Here is a 21,093-nt window from a genome sequence, read left to right on the forward strand (position 1 = left end):
TCTCATATGATCAAAATGGAAAAGAAGTATTAACTCATAAAACTTGGGATGGAAACGGTAGAGACAGAACTGCTCATTTCAATACAGTGATCCCACTTCCAGCGAATGCGAAAAATGTAAAAGTTATGGCGAAAGAATGTACAGGTCTTGCATGGGAATGGTGGAGAACAATTATTAATGAACAAAATGTTCCATTAACAAATGAAATGAAAGTTTCAATTGGAGGAACAACATTATACCCAAATGCTAATATTAGTCACTAATTAAAAGTGAAGCGCCCTGTTTACAGGGCGCTTTTTTACTTAGTCGTAAGTATATCGGCGCTTTTACATTATTCATTTTTAATGCTATAAACAACATAACGTTGTAAATCCACATTTTCGGGACGCTACCCCTATTAAATTAGTATTAGACTAAAGTAGTGAACCACTCTTGTAGGAGGTGAATTATATTGAAGAATTTTATATTAGACTCTCTAGGCCCTTTTTTGTATCAATTAGTCTTCGAACCAATTATTTGTATTTCATTTGGATTAATAGGTTTTTATATTTTTAAAAAGGTATGGATCGCACCTGTAATAACAATGCTTTTTCAAATATCTATGTCATTTTATTTTATGGAAATGGGAATTTCTTCGTGGTCCCTTATTTTCCCTTTCATTTCTTTTTTTATCGCTCTCTCTATCCACAAAACAAAGATATAGTTTATTTGGATTTGAGTCAATATTTTGGACACAAAAAGGTAAATCTAAACTATTTTTTATCAAAATAAGGTACTAAGAAGCTATATAGAAAAATAGAAACCAAGCAAAATGATAATACTACCTACTAAAAAAAGAAAGATATGAAACTAACTTTAATTAATTCCATAAAAAATATTAAAGTAACGTAGAGTAATGTCTATTAAACTTCAAAGCATAATATTTTAAAGTTAGTATAGCCATAAAAAACAGTAAATTTGAGCTTTTGCAGAAAGTAAATAAGTTGACGAGCCTTTCCTTTTTTACCATAATATTGGTAGAAAGGAGGTGGGAGCATGGAAGCATATTTTCGAGCAGCTCCATTAGAACCGTTTGTCCCATACTCGAAGCAACACGTTATTGTACTTCTTCTTATTGGTTTAGGAATTTATTTTCTATATCAATATCAGGATTTACTTCGCCAAGAGCAATGGAATATAATGGTTCGCTACACAATTGCTTTTTTATTTATAGGCAGTGAAATTGGATTGGACATATGGCAGGTGAAGGCAGGGCTTTTTAAACTTAGTACATCATTGCCATTTGAGTTATGTACGATTAGCTTATTTTTGGCATCCATTATGATTATAACGAAAAGTTATAGGCTATATGAAATTGTCTTTTTTACAGGAATTCTTGGGGCATCACAAGCCATTTTAACTCCAAACTTACAGTATGCCTTTCCGCATTTTCGCTTCTTAGAATATTTCATCGCACATGCATTACTCGTTCTGTCACCGCTCTTTATGACATGGGTGGAAGGGTATAGACCAACTTTTCAATCGATTAAACGTACGATGTTATTTTTAAATGCATTGCTACCAATTATTTTATTTGTAAACGGTAAAACAGGCGGGAACTATATGTTTTTAGCGCATAAGCCAGAAACAGCTTCCTTACTTGATATGCTAGGTCCTTATCCTTACTATATTATTTCATTAGAAATTGTTGCGTTTATTGCATGTCTACTCTTGTATATACCGTTTAATAGAAATAGAAGAAGTATGAACAAAAAAATATTAAGAAACATTTGAGTGAGAGACCACACCCCGCTATAAATTTAGCAGTGGTGTGGTTTTGTTATTCTATTTACTCTAAAGATTTTTGAATAGTTTTCTCTTGAAATACCATTCTATGGTCAATATACAATTTCTCTCCTCTAGACGGAAAATAAAATCAATTGTAAGATAATTGTGTATTTTATAAATGGTAATTTGATAAAGTATTCTGCTAGGTATGGGGGGAATAGACATGCAATTGGTTTTTTAAATTACATATCATCGTATGTACGACCACTATCGTCCGAAACTACTTCAAGCAATTCATTGTTTACATACTGAAGAATTGTGGAAGCAGGAGATGAATTCAATTGGTGGAATTGTTCTACACATTTGTGAGCATATAAAAAGAAATACAGTTCGGTACTCGAATTCAAATATTAAGTTTGAAGAAGGGATTGAAGAGTACCTTCCTCATTTAGACATATCATCAACTGCGTTATGTTCCATTATTGAAGAGACCTTTACGAATTGGAAAAGAGAGTTTGCGAAAGCTGTAAATAGTAAACAAAATGTAGAAATAGATATACATAGTCTCTTTCATCTTGTTGAACATACTGGCTATCATTTAGGACAAATTGTGGACCGCGTGAAACGAATAAAGAACACAAAATTTGATTTTTGTCAAAATGGACTAAATGAAAGAAATTTGAAAGCGATGATTGAAAATAATAGCGATTTGCTAGATTCATAAGTATTTCTTATTTATATGCTAAAGTTTTGACTAATTTTACCGAAATGAAAGATATTGTAAGATTGATTTAAGTATGAAATGAAAGGAAGCGATGCCAATGCTTACATTTCGTTGTGTCGATATCGAAAAAGATAAACAAACAATCATTCGATTTTTCACAGATACAGATGAAGAACTTGAGTTTCATGAGGGTGAATATATAAAGTATGCAAAGCAAAAACAATTGAATTTTCCAGAAGGGTTTGTTCTCTTAGAACGTGATCAACAGGCAGTCGGAGAATTAGTACTTCGGTATGATACGTATGAAGGAAGAGAGATTGGGTATGTCAGTTTTGTATATGTAATTCCTGAGGGACGCGGGAAGGGATATAGTAACGAGCTGTTTCAATATGCTGAGGAGCAGTTTAAAAAACGGAATGTGATGGAATATCATCTTCGCGTTGCACAGTCCAATTTGCGCGCGATTAAATTCTATGAAAAGCAAGGGTTTGAAAGATTGGGAGAAGAGCGAAATTCTTACAATCATCGCTGCTGGAGAATGGGGAAGAAGATGTAGATAGAAAATGGGGCGATGATTGTGCTGAAATATAAACATCCTAATAAAATTCATATCATAGGTTCTGTCGGAAGCGGGAAAACAACTTTAGCAAGAACATTATCCTTGGAGTTAAACATTCCATATTATGAGCTCGACAATGTCGTTTGGAAAAGGTCTGAAAATGGAGACATAAGAAATACGCCTGAAGAAAGAGATAGGCAGCTGAATGATATTGTCAGTTCTAATACATGGATTGTTGAAGGGGCTCATCATACATGGGTATCTCAAAGTTTTCAACATGCAGATATCATCATTTTTTTAGATGTAGCTCTTTCAAAAAGGGTATATAGAATAACGAAGAGATACATTTTACAACTGCTTCGGCTAGAAAAGGTAAACTATAAGCCGAGTTTTAACATGTATTTGAATATGTTTAAATGGACGAGAGATTTTGAAAGAAAGAATAAAGCGGAGATTTTGTATATGTTAGGGGAGCGTGGTGATAAGGTTGTTGTTGTGAGGGATAATAGGGAAGTTGATATAAGTTAAAAAAAGAGGTTTAAAACATAGAGAGTGAGCAAGTACAGGTCATGTATTTAAGTTAACATTCTAAAATGATAATAAGGATAAAACAAAGAAGTAAAAAAGAGCTAGCGTCATGGTAACCCTTTTTTACTTCTTTTGGTTACGCCGCTATACCTTCGTTCTCATTATTTTAACATATTTCCAAAAGAATTCCCCTTCCTCAAGGAACGAGAAGGATAGAAGTGCACCCCAATTGTTAGACACAGTCTAACAATTGGGGTGCACTTCTAAGGTAGATAAGGAGGGGTTATTCACAGTGAAATTGCTTTTTTAAAAAGCTCCCTAAATTTCTCCCTATCTTCTGATGTAAATGGTTTTGGCCCCTTTGTACGCTTGCCACTTTTTCGAGCCATTGCACTTAAATAACGTGTTTGTAATAATTGGTCAATGTTTTCATTTGTATAGCTATACCCATTGTGGTGAAGAACCGTACACCCTTTTGCTAAACCTAGCGAAGCAAGACCATAATCTTGCGTAACGATTATATCTCCTTTTTCTGCTAACTTCATAATCCGATAATCCGCAGCATCTGCTCCAGAATCAACATAAATCTTTTCTACCCCTGATGGTTGTTCCGCATTAGAAAAATGAGAAAAGCTAGTAACAAGGATAACAGGAATTTTAGCATTCGTACCTTCAGAGATAATAATATCTTTTACCGGACAAGCATCTGCATCAACATAAATTTTCATCTTTATCACTCCCATAAATAAGTTCGAGTTGATAATAAAGGCAGATTTAGCTTTTGTCAAACGAAGATGCTTTACTTAAAATCATTAAAAAAACAGTTATTCTATTAAAGGGCGCTTTAAGTGAGAAAGGATAACAAAAATTATCAAACTTTATTCCAAGGCTACAACTTCCTAATCGAGGGACAATTCCGTAAGCTATCTCTTAATTCAGATGGGCTGTTCCTTTAAAGATGAAAGGAAAATAAAATATTTTAAATAGGCGTCTTGACCTGTGGGAACACCATAGTATATATTCCAATTATGTGGGATAAAATGTAAAATTGTTCTATTGGCTTTATTTATTTTCTAATAAACTCAGTGGGGGGATATTGGTTGGAAAAAATAGTAAAGCGATATATTGTTTGGACATACGTAATATTTTATTGTTTTCTTCTACTAATTGGGATAACAATGAACGTTTTAAAAGCCCAAATACTAACTAACATATTGATAATTATATCAGCGTGGACTTCTACATTTGTTTTCATAGTTATGTTTCGTAAAATCAATCCAAAAGGTAATCTAAGGGAATATATAAAAAGTCAATTCAGGGAAAAAATAAAAATTTCAACGATATTATGGATTTTTCTACTTCAATTTTCTATTTTCCTAGGAAGTCTTTTATTTACAAGTATTGACCAGAACATACCAATAAAAGCTCAATTAGCTACTTCTTGGAGTACACTACTAGTGGCATTTGGTAATCATTTCATTCGAGGACCATTAGGAGAAGAACTGGGCTGGAGAGGGTATGTATTAAATGAATTGCAAAAAAAATTCAGCCCATTAAAATCAGCAATTATAGTTGGCGTGGTGTGGGGATTTTGGCATGCGCCGCTATGGTTTATATCTTCAGGATATACAGGAATACAATTGGTTCAATATATTATTTGTTTTTTAGTTTCTATTGTTTCTGTATCTATAATTATGACGGTATTTTATAACCTGAATCATAATCTAGTTATAACAATGATGATTCATCAATTTTTTAATTATTTTATGGCGATCCAAATTGGAGATAAACTACATACTTTTGTCATTACTACTATATTATATTTTATAGTTGCGGTAGCTCTAGTTTTGGTGAAATATAGAAAAACCTTTAATAAGTCGTAGCGGAGAACCATTATTTTTTCCGATATATGAAAGTAGATTTATAATGACTTAATCAAAGGAATTGAATATGGAGCAAAATAAAAGGTCAATTTCAAAAATTTATAGAGAAGCATTATAACAACAGAGAAGAGGAACAAATTCACGAATTTTTCCAGAGAAGAAATATGCAAGTAAAGTAGTTCGATGAAAGCAAATATTCGCTTTCAATCAGATTGTACAAATAATAAAAAAGAACCCTAAGATTTTAATCTTAGAGTTCTAACTTTAAAGGGTCTATAAATCTATTTTGTCGCTTTTCTTCCTACTAATACCCAGTACAGAGATAAACTGAATAGAGTAACTAGTACAAGAATGAATAGAATATTACTAAACATAGAAGCGTCCACATTGTTTATAATTCCAAGGAAATTTTTCTTTATTGCGGAATTGTCCATCATTGCTGCTGTGTAAGCAATTCCGATTGACATCGCAACATTTAGTGTTAAATTATAAAATCCGATTGCTGTTCCTGTTTTTTCTTTATCGATTGTACAAATGCAAGAGTCAAGTAATGGTGCATACATGAATGCAAATGAACTAGAGAAAAGAACCATTGATATTACGAATACAACAACAGAAGTTTTAATAAAGAATCCGCCTAATAGTAAGCTGAGCATAATGCTGCACATAGCAAGTGTAATACATTGTTTGCTTCCCATAACCTTCGCAACTTTTCCAGAAAGAGCTCCGACGATAGTCGCTGCTATATAGCCTGGAATCAATAATAGTGAAATTGTATCTAGCTGTAAACCATAGATCTTTTCAAGTAAGAATGGGAATAGGAAAATATATGCTAACTGCACAGAGTAAATGATAAACGCAACGCCAAGCAATGAGATAAACTGCTTATTTTGGAAGAATGAGATTCCGATAAAAGCTTTTGAGTTCTTACTAATATAAGTAAGGAACAAGGCAATTGCAACAATAAACAAGATTAGGTAAAGCCAATTGAAATCTGTAATATATAGTAGTAGGGACGCTGAAATGGCTCCAACTAGAAATAATCCTAATATATCTACATGACTGTTTTCCGTTTCTTCCTTAGGAAGATATTTCAAAATAAAAGGAAGAGTGAAAAGTGTTACTAAAGAAATTAAAAATAAAGTTGTCCAATGGAAATATGTTGAAACATAACCTCCAGTTAATGCACCGATAAGCTGTGAAAGAGCAAAACTACTTGTACTTAATCCTAAAAATTTCTTTTGTTCATCTGCAGGTAAATGCTTTGTGACAAAGATTACATATAACGTTTCAGCTGATGCTAAACCGGCAGTTTGAATAATTCGTGAGATAACAACTAGTAAAAACGAATGCTGAAAAATATATCCCATGACTGAACCAACGCAGATTAAAAGAATACCAGCGGTAAAAAGTTTTCTAAAACTAATAGAATCCGCTAAAGCTGCGTAAACGACTGCTCCAATTCCGATTACAAGACCAGCTAATGTTGCTTGCCAGCTAACTGTTGTCGCTGAAATGTTAAAATCCTTTGCCATATCAACAGAAATAATCTTAAACGAGTTGTCAATTATTAAACATAGTAGAAATAACAGTAAAGTAACAGGTACTGCTTTCTTAGCACTATATTCTTGAGTTTTCTTCATGCTTGAATTTGCACTTATTGTAGACATAGTGATATTTCTCTCCTTTTGTAATTCAGGAAATGGTCTTCCTGAGTCATGATTGTTTAACTATCAATTGATCAGATGGCTTTCGTAATTTTTACGCCATTTGTTTCCTATGAGGGATTTCCTTGTGCACAGTTGTATCCACTTTTGTGTCTTCCTTTTTATGATGTTTAAAGGAAGCGTTTGCATGTATGACTGAAATAATCATGCGTGATAACTATTTAAACTATCGTATAGTTGTCTAAAGACTTGTATACATATAAAGAGTGGAAAGGATACCATACTTCTTGTGATGTTTACAAAAAAGTATAGGCATGAATAGCGAAAAACATCTTATAGTTGATTCCGCTTTCATGATTATGCAAAATAACTCTTTGTGATATACGTTATTGTATAGTTGTCTAAAAACTTGTATACATCTTAACAATGAAAAGGATACCATACCTTTTTGTTGCTCACAAGTCATCTTTTCTTTTGGAATTTGTCTGTTTTGTTACAAAAAGAGAAAGGTTGTATATTTGAAGAGTTTGTAATAATTGAAGTAAAAAAGAGTTAGCATGACGCTAGCTCTTTTTGTACTTCTTTGTTTTATCCTTTAGATAACATTGGATTAATAAATGGGGAAACTGGGATATTATTACTTGAGAGCGTTAATTGTAATCGTGGCAGTCTGCGCGATCAGTTCATTATCATAGGTAGCATCCTTTGTATCACGACTGGACAGAATTGCAATGATAATGGGTTTTCTATTCGGTGGCCAAACGATTGCAATATCATTTCGTGTTCCGTAGCTTCCGGCTCCTGATTTATCAGCGACTTCCCAGTCTTTTGGTAATCCAGCGCGGATAAGTTTGTCTCCTGTAGCGTTTCCACGCATCCAATCTGTAAGAATTTTACGTTTGTCAGCTGGGAGTACATTTCCAACTGTGAAAGCCTTAAGATCGGTAGCAAGTGCTTTAGCTGTACTTGTATCACGGATGTCACCAGGAATAGCTTCGTTTAAATCTGTCTCAAAGCGATCTGCCTGGGTAACTCCATCACCAATCTGTTTGAGCGCTTTTTCAAATCCTTTAGGCCCGTCTAGTTCCTTAAATAAAAAGTTCCCTGCGGTATTATCACTGTAACGAACGGCAGCTTCTGCAATCTCTCCAAGTGTCATACCGGTATCTACATATTTCTCTGTAATGGGTGAATATTCAACTAAATCATCTTTTGTATAAGTGATAACTTCGTTTAATTTGTCAATTGGATTTTGCAGTAGCACTGCTCCTGCAGCTAAAGCCTTATATGTTGATGCGAAAGCAAACCGTTCATTTTGTTTATAAGAAACTGTTCGATTTGTACCGGTATCAATAGCATAGACACCTAGTCGAGCGTCGAACTTTTTCTCAAGTTGAGCGAACTCCTGATGAGTCGCATGATTTGTATGTTTGGTTTGCTTTGTTTTTTCTTTTGCTTCCACTTGCAATGGTTCACCTGTAAAGAGTTTTACACTTGCAAGACTTAAACTTAGTATGCCAACACACATCCCTATTTTTAGCATCCTTGTACTTTTCAAAATGATCATTCCTTTCACACTTTTAATACTTAAAACAAATGTTAAATTAGATACAATGTATACAATTTGAACACCGGTTTTTACTATTACATGTAAAACCTCCTAATTATTTGATTAGACTCTTATGTACGAATTGAAAGAACAACCTTATTCAAGGAGTTTCAAAAGATTACATTTGTAGTCTGATTACATCTGTAGTACAATATTACAGATGTAATCAAGTGAAGTCAACTCTTTATTTTTCATCATCAAGCTACTATAAATATGCTATATACCTGTTTTTAAAAATTAAAAAATCCAAGAGAGTTGGTGTTGAGAGACATGTTTTTAACTCATTTTATAATTGGCCTATTGGTGTCTTCATTTTCCGTTGTTGTTATTCTACTTACACGAAAATGGTTTGGAAGACAACTAACAGCAAAATGGCACTATCATTTGTGGATGTTTCTTTTTATCGCTTTAGCACTTCCATTCATACCTACTCATTTATATAATTTTAGTTCTCTCTTTAGCGGTGGGAATACATATCAGACTAATGCGCTCAGCCCTAATACAGAAATAACTGGAACTAATATGATGCAGGGTCTACACCTGATACAAGACTTTTCTGTATCTGTCAATCGGCCGGATCTGTCCTTACTTAATATGGGAGTGATGGGATTATGGATGTCAGGGGTGCTATTGTATACTTTTACTATAGTTCGTGGATGGATTACACTTAGAAGGATAAAGAATTATTCTTCTACGTTTTCCAATCAAGAAGTTCTCGTGCTTTTCGAAGAATGCAAGAAAAGACTACAGATTAAAAAATCAATAAAGATTGTTATTTCGAAAAAAGTCCAATCTCCAATGATATTCGGACTTTTTCAAACATATATCGTCTTACCTTCTCAGCATGAAAACTGGCTCAACTTGAAACATTACGAGTATATCTTTCTTCATGAACTGAATCACTATAAAAATAAGGATCTGCTGACAAATTACGTGATATTGTTCTATCAAATCGTTTATTGGTTTAATCCCCTTGTCTGGCTTGCTTTTAGAGAAATGAGATTAGATCGGGAAATCGCATGTGATACATCTGTTTTACATTTACTAGATGATAATTCATTTAGTGAATATGGAAATACAATCATTAATTTTTTAGATCTTTCGAAACGGTCAAGTAAGCTACAGTTAGTAACACAAATAAACGGTTCGAAGAGTCAAATCAAAAAACGAATTGAACAAATTGCTGCCTATAAGCCTGGAGCAAAGAAATCAATAAGAAAAAGCGTCTTTATTTATGTGTTGGCCAGTATCATTTTGACAGTCCAATTACCTGTCATTTCTGCATTTGCGACGGAGAACGACCGATACTATTTTAATAATGACGGAACAGTTTATGAGGATTTACATCAATTCTTTAAAGGGTATGAAGGAAGTTTTGTTTTATATGATCAGAGTGCAAAACAATATCGCATTTATAATGAAGAGAAAAGTGCGTTGCGGGTATCACCTGATTCCACATACAAAATCTATAGTGCCTTATTTGCACTAGAATCAAATGTGATATCACCCGAAGAATCCACCCTTTCATGGGATGGGACGGAGCAACCCTATGACGCTTGGAATATGGATCAGGATGTCTCATCTGCTTTACAAAAATCTGTAAACTGGTATTTCCAAGAACTAGATCGTAGAACAGGAATTGAAACAATACAATCTAATCTACAAGATATAAACTATGGAAACTCCAATGTATCTGGGGGGGTAGGTGAATTCTGGCACGAATCCTCATTAAAAATTTCTCCAGTCGAGCAAGTGCAACTGCTGCAAGCCTTTTATTATAATCAATTGGGATATAAGGAAGTGAATATCCAAGCTGTGAAAGAAGCACTATTCTTAGAAAAGAATGAAGAAGCTCGCCTATCAGGAAAAACGGGTACAGGAACAGTGAATGGAAAAAACATCAATGGTTGGTTTATCGGGTATGTAGAGACGAAGAACAATACTTATTTCTTTGCTACCAATATACAAAATGAAGATGATGTATCTGGAAGCAAGGCTATAGAAATTACTTTATCAATTTTAAAGGATTTAGGAATCTATTAAAGAAAATGGAGGGGATAAATATGGAGAAAAACATCCCTAGTATATCAGAATCAGAATGGGAAATCATGAACGTGCTTTGGGATAAAGCTCCTCAAACAGCGAATGACATCATACTTTCCTTACAGGAGAGTACTGATTGGAAACCGAAAACCATACGTACTCTTCTCGATCGGTTAGTTCAAAAAGATGTAGTAGGTGTCAATAAAAATCTAAGAGTTTACACCTTTTACCCGCTCTATACACAGGAAGAGTTCCAGCGTGCCGAGACCAAATCATTTATTAAGCGTATCTATGGAGGTACCCTGAAATCCATGCTTGCCCAATTCATTCAGGAAGATACCCTATCTGATGATGAAATCAATGAACTACGCTTTATTTTAGATAGGAAACCTAAAAAGTAATAATATTAAAAAAGGCGATTTGGAATTTTTTTAAATCGCTTTTTTCGGTCGAAATCGAAATAGTGGGGGACATATTACTCATGTAATTATCATTTCTACTCAGATTAAAAAGAATCACTTTCTTCCCGTCCGTTAGTCATAATGAACGAAACGACCCCATGCTCATTCCACCCCCATACGATAAAATGAGCTTTTTGGTTACAAGTTAGCACAAAATTTCGTTCTGGGGGCATTATGAGATCTTAACTTGATGGGCATGGACTGTTACTGCTTCTTTATTTGCAGGGTTTACTACATGGTCGGATAAAAAATCTTTAGGAAAGGTAGCAGTTACTATAGAGCGGATTTATTCATACTCATTGATAGGAATAGAAACGTCTTATATATTTTCTTATTGTTATTATATTTAAATAATACATAAAGATGAAAAAAGGGGTAAAGCCATGGATTATAACGCATTTCTTAAGCAAGTAATTAATGGAGATTGGAAGTCAACTCAAAAGGGTTTTATTGTTTATACTCCTGAAAAAACCATTGAATATTTTGAAGATATATCAAATGAAAAGGATATATTTTTAGCGGATTTTAAGTATGTTGAAGATTTATTTTTTGAAGCATGTTCTAATGTCATAGAAAAATTTTCTCGTTCCGAAAATAATAAAGATGTATTTGTACTCGCATTGTACGTTGATACTGAGGGCGGCTATTTTGGTATATCAATAAATACAGAACCGGAATACCGAAAGATAATTGATAAGTGGTATCCTGATGAATCAGAAGAAGAGCTTAATAGCTTATATGGAGTTCGGTACCATGATTCAGCATTTCCGTTTACCTTTTTCAGTGAATTAATCACTCCGCAATTAGAAGAAATCACAAACGCATACTATTGTATAAATACGGAGCATCCAATACTTGATGTTCAAAGAAAGATAGCATTTCGTAAATCCTTTTTTGAAGAACATCTAATATTAATAGGAATCAACGTGATGAATAGACTTAAAAATATATTTTCATTGTTGGATACAACAGAAGATTTTTTTGCTTATGTAACCTTGCATGATGTCAATGCTGAACTTTCCGAATTGTTGATCAAAAAAACAGTTCCAAATTTATTGTTCGAGCAGCTATTTTCCAAAAAATAAATGAAATGAATACAAAAGTCATTGAGGGATGTTCATCCTACGAAGGAATAAATCAAATCCTTTTTATAATTATTTTTTGAGGTGAAGAGAAAAGGAATAGTTCTAACTAGTTTGTATGATACATGAGACTCTTAGGCACCTATATAAAGTGTCTTTCCTTGTTCACATTCAGCAGAATACGTATAACCTAATCGTTTCATAAAATTAAAGAATAATATATTTCTTAAGGAACTATAAAACAAAAAGCGCACCATTTATTGCATTGGCGCGCTTTTTGTTTTACTTAATTCGTGAAGGGCTAATATGCTCTAGCCATAGAATCCCATCATATTGTTGGTTAGGAATCATGACTTCATCTAGACATCCCCAATACTGTCCGATAATAGGCATATACATCCAAGAGGTTTCAGGACGATTTTCCTCACCTTTTAAATTTACAAATACTTGCGGATGCTGTGCAGCCTTCAAAATTTCTTCGACACTATTTGTTTGATGTTTTTCTATTACAGAATAAGGCGTCTTATTATCCGTATCTAAACTACTACCACTATATGCATATAAACCGACTGTGTACATTTGATTTTTCAAATACTGTGGTATCATATCCATCATATTTGGGAATGGGCGTTCGGTTGCGGCTTGAATCATTTTAGAATTTTGTTTTCTAATATGATAATTGTGTCCCCACACAATTATTTTTTTATTCTTAAATTGCATCTCGCTTAACCATGCTAAATTCTGTGCCATCCGTTGATCTCGAGTGTAAAATGAGTAATCATCTGGATATTTTTCACGTGGAATTTTCTTCTGCTCTTTCACATCGCTTGGCATATATGTTTTAAGCGCATCGATTCGAATCTTGATTGATTTTTCTAGAAGATTTACATCATAGGATGTTTTAGGTGCTACTTGTTGCAATTCATTTTTATGTTGTTGGATAAACTCTTTTATGTTTTCATATTTGTCTAAAAGGGGTGCCTGCATTGCTTGAAATTCCTTATAAGAAGAGACAGAACGGTATTTTACGATTTCTTTTTCTGCTTCTACAAGTAATTTACCTACTTCAGGATCCAATTTCCCAATCCATTCATTTGCATATGTTGCAAATGTAGCAGTATTGACATTCCAAGGTATTTGTATATCAAATCCTGTTAAAATAAGAGGTGTTCCTTTTTCTTTTTGTTCTTTTATGTATTGAAATAATTCTTCCACATCTTCTGTAAACCACGGGTTATAAATAGCTTTCTTCATGGCTTGTTCAGCTGTTAAATCATCTATATTTTGATACACAGCATTCGCTTCCGCAAAGTTTGATTCAAATGCAATCACATCATAACCCATTTCTTCATGCAAATACTTAATGATACGAACCTTTGATTGATTCATTTCTGTTGAACCATGAGTAGACTCACCTAGTGAAACAATCCGTTTGCCCTGTAAGATTTGTTTCAAAAATGATAAATCTTCATTCGAGCTAGCAGTTGGTTCTTGTAATTTAACTGCATGTTCGCGAACCCAACTCTGCCATTTTTGTTGATCTGCAGGCATTTCTTCAGCAGATGCTACTGTCGAAAATGTTGTTAGCGCAAATAAAGTAGTTATGAATCCTTTTTTCCATTTTGAAAACACACATACCCCTCCTGATTTTTTATAACCTTTATTACATAAATCTAATTATCTATCATTCATTTGAAAAAATGGGAATAATTAGATTTATATATTTATACTAGAGGATAGGGTTTATAAAAATCAAGAAAAAGGTGATAATTGAGTTAAGTCATAAAATTCTGTAAATTTAAAAAGAACCGTTAGAGTAGAGTTCTAGGAAATATTCTGCATGGTTACTACAAGTATATGGCGTTATTAAGATTTGAGTTAGATAGGATTTAAAGAAAGACGGCTGCTATTTAATTTGTTGAAGTAATCAATATGTTTACGAAACACACAAAGCCTCAAGTGTGTTCATACATTCACACCTGAGGCTATTAGCTACCAGTTAGCCACTTCAACATTTGTCTTTAGCCACTTTTCCCAAAGGGGGTCCTCTATTTTCAGTAAACTTAATGACGTGCCTTGCATGTCTAAAGATGTTAGATGGGTTCCGACTTTGACAAATCGAATATCTAATCTTTCAAGTTCACATAAACGACGAATGTCATTGGCGAAGATATACTGTTCCATTAATGGGGTAGCACCTAAGCCATTAATTAGAATGGCAAACCTGTCTCCTTGTTTCCAGCGGTAAATGCTTTTGAGTTTGTTCATAAGCTCGATTGCCAATTTTTCAGAAGAAAATAATGCCTCTTTACGGTATCCTTTTTCTCCGTGGATGCCGACTCCATAAAAAACTTCATTGTCTTGCAAGGTAAAAGAAACTTTGCCTTGGATAGGATTGGTTGCTGGAGAGAGGGCGACTCCTAATGTATGCAGATTATGAATAACAGAGTGACCAACGTCTGTTAATTGTTGTAATGAATAGTTTTCAAGAGCTGCTGCTCCGAGTATTTTATGAACAAAAATCGTTCCAGCTACTCCTCGCCTTCTTTTATTAAAAGAAGCATCATCTTCAATGGAAACATCGTCATTTACAATTACATGATCAACAAGTCTTCCTTCCTCTTTTGCCAAAGCTTCAGCAGTTAAGAAGTTTTCTACGTCAGCTTTAAAGTTTTTAATGATTAAGAGGACACTCTTATCCTTAGGAACAGAGCGGATTGCTGCTAATATTTGTTCTGGTGTAGGAGGAGTGAAGATTTCTCCATTGACTGCTACTGAAAGCATTCCTTCACCTACATAACCAATATCAGCTGGTTCATGCCCGCTGCCGCCGCCGCTTATGATTACAACGTTTTGTCCAATTTCGGAAAGATCTTTCTGATAAATAATGTTATGTTTTGCGTTGTAACATATTTTATCGTTATGTTCAAAATAAAAACCATGTAACATATCCTGAACAATATTTTGAACATCATTCATGATTTTTTTCATTGTTTTTCCACCTTATCATTTGTTTGCTGATTGCTGGAGTAAAAGTACTAATTGATTGTTTATCATATTTTTCATCATAGAAGACATGATAGATGGATCTACAGCGCAGTGGTTTTCAATCCAGTCTTTTATCGTCCCAACAAATCCATGACTATAAAAAGAGGCCAGTGTATCTTTTTTCACTTCAGAAATAGCTAAATTACAGCCAACTAATAGCTCATCGATAATTTTGATGTATAAGTTTTTCGTATGTTCAAATAGATAGTAATTAAATGAGTTTTGCTCGATTACTTTAAATGCATTTTGGTAGAAGTGTTGATTTTGGTGAAAGTAATCAAATAATAAGTCGAAAATATTTTCCCATTTTTCATAATCAAGAAAGTCTATAATATTTTCCTTCGTTTCTTCTTTATAAATCCAACCTAACAGTTCAAATTTATCTTTAAAGTGATAATAAAAAGTTTGCCTGCGCATCTGACAAATTACCATAATATCACTCACAGATATTTTATGAAAAGGTTCTGTTTCCATTAATTGTTTTAGCGAGTTGGCTATAATTTTTTTGGAAATAATAGAAGAGGTCATTTGAATCCTTTCTACAACTTTATTCTTTTCTAATAATTAACATCCTATCTATAAATAAATAGGGATGTCTTTAGACAAATCGTAAATTTTGTCCGTTTATTGTAAAACGCTTTCATTTTAATATAGTTAGTAATAATACGCTTTCAAATATATCATAATTCAGAAGGGAATGTACCGTGGCAGCAATACTCTATGAATAAAGAAATCTATGAAAGTGTGTATACGAATAAGATAAACAATTTAAGAAAATAGCAAAATGTATAGAGGAGGAGTAATAAGTGAAAAAAATTATAAATAAACCTGAAACTCTCGTTATGGAGATGTGCAATGGAATGGTTATGGCTCATCCGGAGCTGGAATTGTTGAAAAAGTATAAGGTAATGAAGAAAAAAGAAATGGACGAAAATAAAGTAACGTTAATTAGCGGTGGCGGTAGTGGACATGAACCGGCACATGCGGGTTTAGTTGGGAAAGGGATGCTGGATGCTGCAGTCTGCGGGGATGTGTTTGCTTCACCTTCACAAATACAGGTATATCAAGCGATTAAAGCAACAGCTAGCAAAAAAGGTACGCTGCTCATTATTAAGAATTACAGTGGAGATATCATGAACTTTAAAAATGGAGCTCACTTAGCTACTGAGGATGGCATTCAAGTAGAATATGTCCGCGTAGATGATGATATTGCCGTAGAAGATAGTCTGTATACAGTAGGACGCCGCGGTGTTGCAGGGGTTGTATTCGTACATAAAATAGCCGGTGCAGCCGCAGAAGAAGGTATGGACTTGCTGCAGGTTAAAGCTGTAGCGGAAAAAGCAGCGGCAAATGTTCGCACAATTGGCCTAGCGCTAACATCCTGTACAGTTCCTGCTAGTGGATCACCTACTTTCAAATTGGGTGAAGATGAGATGGAATATGGCGTTGGTATTCATGGAGAGCCGGGCAGAAAACGGGAAAAAATGGCGACTGCAGACGAGTTGGCTTTACGCATGACAAATGACCTTGTGAAGGATTTACAGTTAGATGGTAATGAGGGTGCTGAAATTGCTGTTTTAGTAAACGGATTTGGTGGTACACCGCTTCAAGAACTTTATTTATTTAACAATGCGATTACTAGGGAGTTAAGCGGCAGAAATATACGGATAAATAGAACGTTTGTCGGTAATTACATGACTAGTATTGATATGGCCGGAATTTCTCTAACAGTAATGAAGCTGGATGATGAGCTGAAAACGTTGCTATCGAAAGAATGTAATACACCTGCATTTAAGGTAGACGGGCCAGTTGAGAGTGTAGAATACGTTGCTGTTGAGGAGAAAGAGGAAGAGAAACCAGTTTTCTTTGAGACGGAAACAGCGGAAGAACATGCGATCATCAAGAATGAGGTCATCACATTAGATAACATGGTTTATCTTGTAGATAAAATGAGCGAAGTCATTATCAAGAATGAAGTGCCTTTCTGTGAATTGGATACCCATGCAGGTGATGGCGATTTCGGAATGAGCGTCGCGAAAGGATTCAAGCAATTAAAACGAGAATGGAGTTCGATTTTGAATCAAGAACGTTTACATATAGGGAAATTCCTAGATGCATGTTCTATGGTTATTATGGAACATTGCGGCGGAGCATCTGGTCCAATTTGGGGCGGAGCTTTCCGAGCTGCAGCTAAGGCTGTAGAAAACAAAGAGGAATTAACAGTTAAAGATTTTGCTGACATGTTGCAAGCTTCACTTATCGGTATTCAGTCTATTGGAGAGCGATCTTTCGGAAGAGGGGCAGAAATAGGTGATAAAACGCTTGTGGATGCACTTGCGCCTTGTGTAAATTCTTGGTCAGAAAGTGCGATAACTGGCGTGGACGTTAAGACTGCTTTTGAAAAAGGGGCAGCGGCTGCCGTTAAAGGAGCGGAATATACGAAAGAAATCGTTGCTCGAATGGGCCGCGCTGGAACAGTTGGTGAAAGAAGCTTAGGTTATCCAGATGCAGGAGCCTACGCTCTAGGGGTTATATTTACAGAGCTCTCTCGTAGTTTAAAATAATAGCACTACTTTAGAAACGTTATCTTTTCTAGATATGACTAGGAAAGATAACGTTTTTTATGTTAGGGGGTCCCCATATAGTAAAAAATATATGAATAGGTGCCTATATCACTTCACGATAATCCTTTATAAAATGAACTCCCGCTCCATGATTAACAACCAACAAAGGGAGCTATCTCCAAATTTATTAACATAAAAAAACATATATGTTTGTTAATTTAGAATTTATTGTTAATTATTTATCAATTTCAAAAATACATATTCTTACATAATATACAAATATATACCTTTACTTTAATTTCCAAGGGAAATATAATTTTCTATGTAATTACATTTTTATGGGATTTTATCGTAAAAATTGGAAAAAGGGTAGGGGAAACAGAGTTAAACAGTCGGTGTTTGTTAATTTATTAACTTTGTTAAGTTTTTTATTCTCCTGTAAGTAATTTAAGTATTTTCATATAAAGAAATTGAAAATAGATATCTATAAGGAGATGAACACATATGAAAGATATTTTAGAATTATTCCCAAGTGCTGATGGTAATCCAAAAACACAAGAGCTATTTTTGGAATCGATAAAAAGAATAGTTAGCAATCTTGGTCATTTAAAAAATGAAAATCGAGCAACCTTAGGAAATATTGAGGAAAAATCAGTAGAATATTACAATGAATTAATTTGTAGCAGTCATATACCAGAAACGGGTATTGGTATCCCTAATGTTATTGAAGAGCTAAACCAATTTATGAACGGACACCCTTATCCGAATAAATATTATTTATCTAATGCTGTACCTCTTCCGAGCATTCCATCATTACTAGGTACATTGACCATGACACTATTAAATGGTAATGGCGTTTGGGATGTATATGGTCCTGCAGCAGCAGAAGCAGAAGTAAAAGTTGTGTCTATGCTCTCGAAATTGATTGGTTATGATCCAAATAATAGTGGTGGTTATACAACATGGGGGGGACAAGGCTGCGTATTTTCAAGTTTACGCTTAGCTATTTCAAAAAGCTTTCCACAAGCAAAAGAACAAGGTGTTCCTCGAAATGTATATTGCTTTGCTTCTGAGAATGCACATTATAGTTTATTGAAATCGGCGGAGGCAACAGGAATTGGTACAAATAATTTAATTAAAGTAAAAGCTGATCCTTATACAAATTCTATAGACATAGAAGATTTAGAGAAAAAGATCATAGAAGTTATCGACAAAGGAGGCATCCCTCTTTATATTCTAGCAACTATGGGTACAACAGATACATTTGCGATTGATAATATAAAGAAAATTAAAGAGGTTGCTGAATTAATAGAAGATCAATACAAATTAAACCCTATTTACATTCACGCTGATTCTGCAATGGGCGGTTTCTATAGTTTCTTTAATCATTATGACTTTGAACAGAATCCACTATTGTTTGAACCTTTCGTAAGAGATGCCTTGCAACAAATACAAGAACAAATGCAATACATGTATCTTGCTGATAGTGTATGTTTTGATTTTCATAAATTGGGTCAAACCCCTTATGCTACAAGTATTTGGATTGTTAAAAATCATAATGATTTGCGCATTATGGATATAGAACAAAATGACACCCCTTATCTTGGTAACAGATCATATGGTAGTTATCATACAGGCTATACATTAGAATGCTCACGGTCTGGAAATGCTATTCCAATGTACGTGAATTTACTAGCATTTGGCGTGGAAGGATATCAAAAATTATTAGCAAATTATGTTCGAGTAAATCTTTTATTTAGAAAAAAATTAAGAACAGCTTTACCTCAAGTAGCCGTAACGAATGATTACACGTATGGTCCAATTACGACATTTCGTTTCTATATGCATGGCGATGGTGAAGAGAATTGGAATGAAGAAAGAACAGGAAAATCAACGCAAGAAACTATAGAGGAAACAAACAAATTAAATATTGAAATATTTAATCACCTAGGAAAAAATCGAGATCAGATCTTTTTAGGCGATACAACTCGTTCTTGTGTAGTTAACGTTATAAATGGAAGTGAACGCTATCCAATTTCAACTATTAAGTTTTTCTCTATATCCCCATATACAACAGTTGAATGTTTAGATGAGATTGTGGCATTTATTAAAAAACATGTTCTTATTGTAACGAATAATATCTATGCTTGTGTTTAATAAATTCATATATTATTGATTTAATATTCAAGGTTTAGTTCATTTTTCATTAAGAAATATCACTAATATCTTTATAAACATACCTAATTTAATTGTCTATGAAAAGAGGAATAATAGATGAACATAGAAATACTAGGAACTCAACATATTAAAGATGCAGCTACCTTAATTGCACAATCTTTCGTAAATGGTGAACCCCTTGTGAGTGGTTTGCAAATTCCTTTCGCTTCTTTTAATAAAATGTGTGAAGAAATGGTAAGTCAAGCCGTTTCTCAATCTATGTCATTTGTAGCAATGGAAAATTTCCAAATGATAGGCGTTCTCTTAGTAAGAAAAGCCAATCAACCACTTATAGATAAAGAAAAAGCAAACGAAATATGTCCTCAAATGGGCTCGATTTTTCAACTATTAGATACATTAGAAGTAAACTCAATAGAATTCTCCCATCTACATAAAGAAAATTTAGTTTACCTAGATATGGGAGCTTGTCACCCAGATTGGATGGGGAACGGCGTAGTCACTGATCTTCTTTCACATGCAATGCAAGAAATAGCTCTAAAACGAAATTTTGATATAGTTGCTGCTTGTACAAATAAAATTTCTCAACAAGTTCTCAAAAAACGATATAAACCTGTTCAGATTAACGAAATTGTATATAGTGACTTTCTTTATCAAGGTATGTATCCATTTTCACACATAACATCTTCTTTAACAGCTCAGTTGTTATATATACCTCAATCACAATTAGTAATTAAGGCTATTTAAAATATATAGAGGCCAACACATATTGAAAGATTTGGGTGTGAATGCCACTGTTTAATAAAATGGAACAAAAATACAGTGTAAGTAAAGGTTTATAAAATATTATAGGAATTAAAAAAGCCAGACATCCAATTCAGGATATCTGGCTTGATTTCGTATTAAAAAAGACATGACACTATCTACATGATATAAAAAACTGAATTATAAGTCTATATCTTTTTTTGAAAAAATGAAAAAAT

18 protein-coding genes are annotated in these 21,093 nt (G+C 33.9%); 12 read left to right on the forward strand and 6 right to left on the reverse strand.

Features of this window, described 5'->3' with window-relative positions; genetic code table 11:
• From BM211_RS04560 to BM211_RS04585, 5 genes are all read left to right on the forward strand, one after another.
• Nucleotides 1-263, forward strand: a 263-nt coding sequence (locus tag BM211_RS04560) for a thiol-activated cytolysin C-terminal domain-containing protein (RefSeq protein ID WP_305728494.1), incomplete at its 5' end; no start/stop codon positions are given.
• 772 nt (nucleotides 264-1,035) lie between these two features.
• Complete coding sequence (locus BM211_RS04570) at nucleotides 1,036-1,773, forward strand: YwaF family protein (RefSeq protein ID WP_090995335.1); 738 nt, start codon at nucleotides 1,036-1,038, stop codon at nucleotides 1,771-1,773.
• 250 nt (nucleotides 1,774-2,023) lie between these two features.
• The gene (locus tag BM211_RS04575) at nucleotides 2,024-2,491 is read left to right on the forward strand and encodes a hypothetical protein (protein ID WP_256216832.1); all 468 of its coding nucleotides are present in this window, start codon (nucleotides 2,024-2,026) and stop codon (nucleotides 2,489-2,491) included.
• Between the two features lie 97 nt (nucleotides 2,492-2,588).
• On the forward strand, nucleotides 2,589-3,047 hold the full coding sequence (locus BM211_RS04580; protein ID WP_177206880.1) for a GNAT family N-acetyltransferase: 459 nt from the start codon (nucleotides 2,589-2,591) through the stop codon (nucleotides 3,045-3,047).
• 15 nt (nucleotides 3,048-3,062) lie between these two features.
• Nucleotides 3,063-3,578, forward strand: coding sequence for a P-loop NTPase family protein (locus BM211_RS04585; protein WP_090995340.1), 516 nt, complete (start codon nucleotides 3,063-3,065; stop codon nucleotides 3,576-3,578).
• 287 nt (nucleotides 3,579-3,865) lie between these two features.
• Here the strand turns inward: BM211_RS04585 and BM211_RS04590 are convergent, their stop codons facing one another.
• Nucleotides 3,866-4,306 carry a YaiI/YqxD family protein gene (locus BM211_RS04590; RefSeq protein WP_035437558.1) on the reverse strand — a complete coding sequence of 147 codons (441 nt, stop codon included), beginning with the start codon at nucleotides 4,304-4,306 and terminating at the stop codon, nucleotides 3,866-3,868.
• A 531-nt stretch (nucleotides 4,307-4,837) separates the two neighbouring features.
• On the opposite strand from BM211_RS04590, the gene BM211_RS04595 reads away from it, so the two are divergent.
• Nucleotides 4,838-5,461 carry a CPBP family intramembrane glutamic endopeptidase gene (locus BM211_RS04595; RefSeq protein ID WP_218160780.1) on the forward strand — a complete coding sequence of 208 codons (624 nt, stop codon included), beginning with the start codon at nucleotides 4,838-4,840 and terminating at the stop codon, nucleotides 5,459-5,461.
• 281 nt (nucleotides 5,462-5,742) lie between these two features.
• Here the strand turns inward: BM211_RS04595 and BM211_RS04600 are convergent, their stop codons facing one another.
• Together BM211_RS04600 and bla are read right to left on the reverse strand one after the other, a co-directional pair.
• Nucleotides 5,743-7,131, reverse strand: a complete 1,389-nt coding sequence (locus BM211_RS04600) for an MFS transporter (RefSeq protein ID WP_035437554.1) — start codon at nucleotides 7,129-7,131, stop codon at nucleotides 5,743-5,745.
• Nucleotides 7,132-7,765: 634 nt separating this feature from the next.
• Entirely contained in the window at nucleotides 7,766-8,695 is a 930-nt protein-coding gene (gene bla / locus BM211_RS04605; RefSeq protein ID WP_371261856.1) for a class A beta-lactamase, read from the reverse strand.
• A 312-nt stretch (nucleotides 8,696-9,007) separates the two neighbouring features.
• Between bla and BM211_RS04610 the strand changes: the two genes are divergently transcribed.
• The 3 genes from BM211_RS04610 (at nucleotide 9,008) to BM211_RS04620 (ending at nucleotide 12,326) form a co-directional block, all read left to right on the forward strand.
• Nucleotides 9,008-10,780: a BlaR1 family beta-lactam sensor/signal transducer gene (locus BM211_RS04610; RefSeq protein WP_090995707.1), complete on the forward strand. Its 1,773-nt coding sequence runs from the start codon at nucleotides 9,008-9,010 to the stop codon at nucleotides 10,778-10,780.
• A 20-nt stretch (nucleotides 10,781-10,800) separates the two neighbouring features.
• Entirely contained in the window at nucleotides 10,801-11,181 is a 381-nt protein-coding gene (gene blaI / locus BM211_RS04615) for a penicillinase repressor BlaI (protein ID WP_035437551.1), read from the forward strand.
• Nucleotides 11,182-11,624: 443 nt separating this feature from the next.
• Nucleotides 11,625-12,326 carry a hypothetical protein gene (locus BM211_RS04620; protein ID WP_090995345.1) on the forward strand — a complete coding sequence of 234 codons (702 nt, stop codon included), beginning with the start codon at nucleotides 11,625-11,627 and terminating at the stop codon, nucleotides 12,324-12,326.
• A gap of 279 nt (nucleotides 12,327-12,605) precedes the next feature.
• Here BM211_RS04620 and BM211_RS04625 read toward each other — a convergent pair whose 3' ends face one another.
• From BM211_RS04625 to dhaS, 3 genes are all read right to left on the reverse strand, one after another.
• Nucleotides 12,606-13,955 (reverse strand): erythromycin esterase family protein, encoded by a 1,350-nt coding sequence (locus tag BM211_RS04625; RefSeq protein ID WP_035437546.1) that lies wholly within the window; start codon nucleotides 13,953-13,955, stop codon nucleotides 12,606-12,608.
• A 360-nt stretch (nucleotides 13,956-14,315) separates the two neighbouring features.
• On the reverse strand, nucleotides 14,316-15,314 hold the full coding sequence (dhaQ, locus tag BM211_RS04630; RefSeq protein ID WP_035437545.1) for a DhaKLM operon coactivator DhaQ: 999 nt from the start codon (nucleotides 15,312-15,314) through the stop codon (nucleotides 14,316-14,318).
• Between the two features lie 15 nt (nucleotides 15,315-15,329).
• Complete coding sequence (dhaS, locus tag BM211_RS04635; protein WP_035437543.1) at nucleotides 15,330-15,899, reverse strand: dihydroxyacetone kinase transcriptional activator DhaS; 570 nt, start codon at nucleotides 15,897-15,899, stop codon at nucleotides 15,330-15,332.
• 278 nt (nucleotides 15,900-16,177) lie between these two features.
• On the opposite strand from dhaS, the gene dhaK reads away from it, so the two are divergent.
• The 3 genes from dhaK (at nucleotide 16,178) to BM211_RS04650 (ending at nucleotide 20,857) form a co-directional block, all read left to right on the forward strand.
• The gene (gene dhaK, locus BM211_RS04640) at nucleotides 16,178-17,935 is read left to right on the forward strand and encodes a dihydroxyacetone kinase subunit DhaK (RefSeq protein ID WP_035437541.1); all 1,758 of its coding nucleotides are present in this window, start codon (nucleotides 16,178-16,180) and stop codon (nucleotides 17,933-17,935) included.
• 504 nt (nucleotides 17,936-18,439) lie between these two features.
• On the forward strand, nucleotides 18,440-20,092 hold the full coding sequence (locus BM211_RS04645) for a pyridoxal phosphate-dependent decarboxylase family protein (protein WP_035437540.1): 1,653 nt from the start codon (nucleotides 18,440-18,442) through the stop codon (nucleotides 20,090-20,092).
• Nucleotides 20,093-20,209: 117 nt separating this feature from the next.
• Complete coding sequence (locus BM211_RS04650; RefSeq protein WP_035437539.1) at nucleotides 20,210-20,857, forward strand: GNAT family N-acetyltransferase; 648 nt, start codon at nucleotides 20,210-20,212, stop codon at nucleotides 20,855-20,857.
• Nucleotides 20,858-21,093 lie beyond the last annotated feature (236 nt).

It is taken from the genome of Bacillus sp. 491mf, from assembly GCF_900112415.1.
GTDB lineage: Bacteria > Bacillota > Bacilli > Bacillales > Bacillaceae_G > Bacillus_A.

Coding starts and splice junctions, on each gene's coding strand:
- BM211_RS04620 (WP_090995345.1), top strand. CDS start 11,625: ATGGATTATAACGCATTTCTTAAGCAAGTAATTAATGGAGATTGGAAG.
- BM211_RS04590 (WP_035437558.1), bottom strand. CDS start 4,306: ATGAAAATTTATGTTGATGCAGATGCTTGTCCGGTAAAAGATATTATT.
- BM211_RS04610 (WP_090995707.1), top strand. CDS start 9,008: ATGTTTTTAACTCATTTTATAATTGGCCTATTGGTGTCTTCATTTTCC.
- BM211_RS04595 (WP_218160780.1), top strand. CDS start 4,838: ATGTTTCGTAAAATCAATCCAAAAGGTAATCTAAGGGAATATATAAAA.
- dhaS (WP_035437543.1), bottom strand. CDS start 15,899: ATGACCTCTTCTATTATTTCCAAAAAAATTATAGCCAACTCGCTAAAA.
- BM211_RS04575 (WP_256216832.1), top strand. CDS start 2,024: ATGTACGACCACTATCGTCCGAAACTACTTCAAGCAATTCATTGTTTA.
- BM211_RS04585 (WP_090995340.1), top strand. CDS start 3,063: ATGATTGTGCTGAAATATAAACATCCTAATAAAATTCATATCATAGGT.
- dhaQ (WP_035437545.1), bottom strand. CDS start 15,314: ATGAAAAAAATCATGAATGATGTTCAAAATATTGTTCAGGATATGTTA.
- BM211_RS04600 (WP_035437554.1), bottom strand. CDS start 7,131: ATGTCTACAATAAGTGCAAATTCAAGCATGAAGAAAACTCAAGAATAT.
- BM211_RS04650 (WP_035437539.1), top strand. CDS start 20,210: ATGAACATAGAAATACTAGGAACTCAACATATTAAAGATGCAGCTACC.
- BM211_RS04570 (WP_090995335.1), top strand. CDS start 1,036: ATGGAAGCATATTTTCGAGCAGCTCCATTAGAACCGTTTGTCCCATAC.
- blaI (WP_035437551.1), top strand. CDS start 10,801: ATGGAGAAAAACATCCCTAGTATATCAGAATCAGAATGGGAAATCATG.
- bla (WP_371261856.1), bottom strand. CDS start 8,695: ATGATCATTTTGAAAAGTACAAGGATGCTAAAAATAGGGATGTGTGTT.
- BM211_RS04580 (WP_177206880.1), top strand. CDS start 2,589: ATGCTTACATTTCGTTGTGTCGATATCGAAAAAGATAAACAAACAATC.
- BM211_RS04645 (WP_035437540.1), top strand. CDS start 18,440: ATGAAAGATATTTTAGAATTATTCCCAAGTGCTGATGGTAATCCAAAA.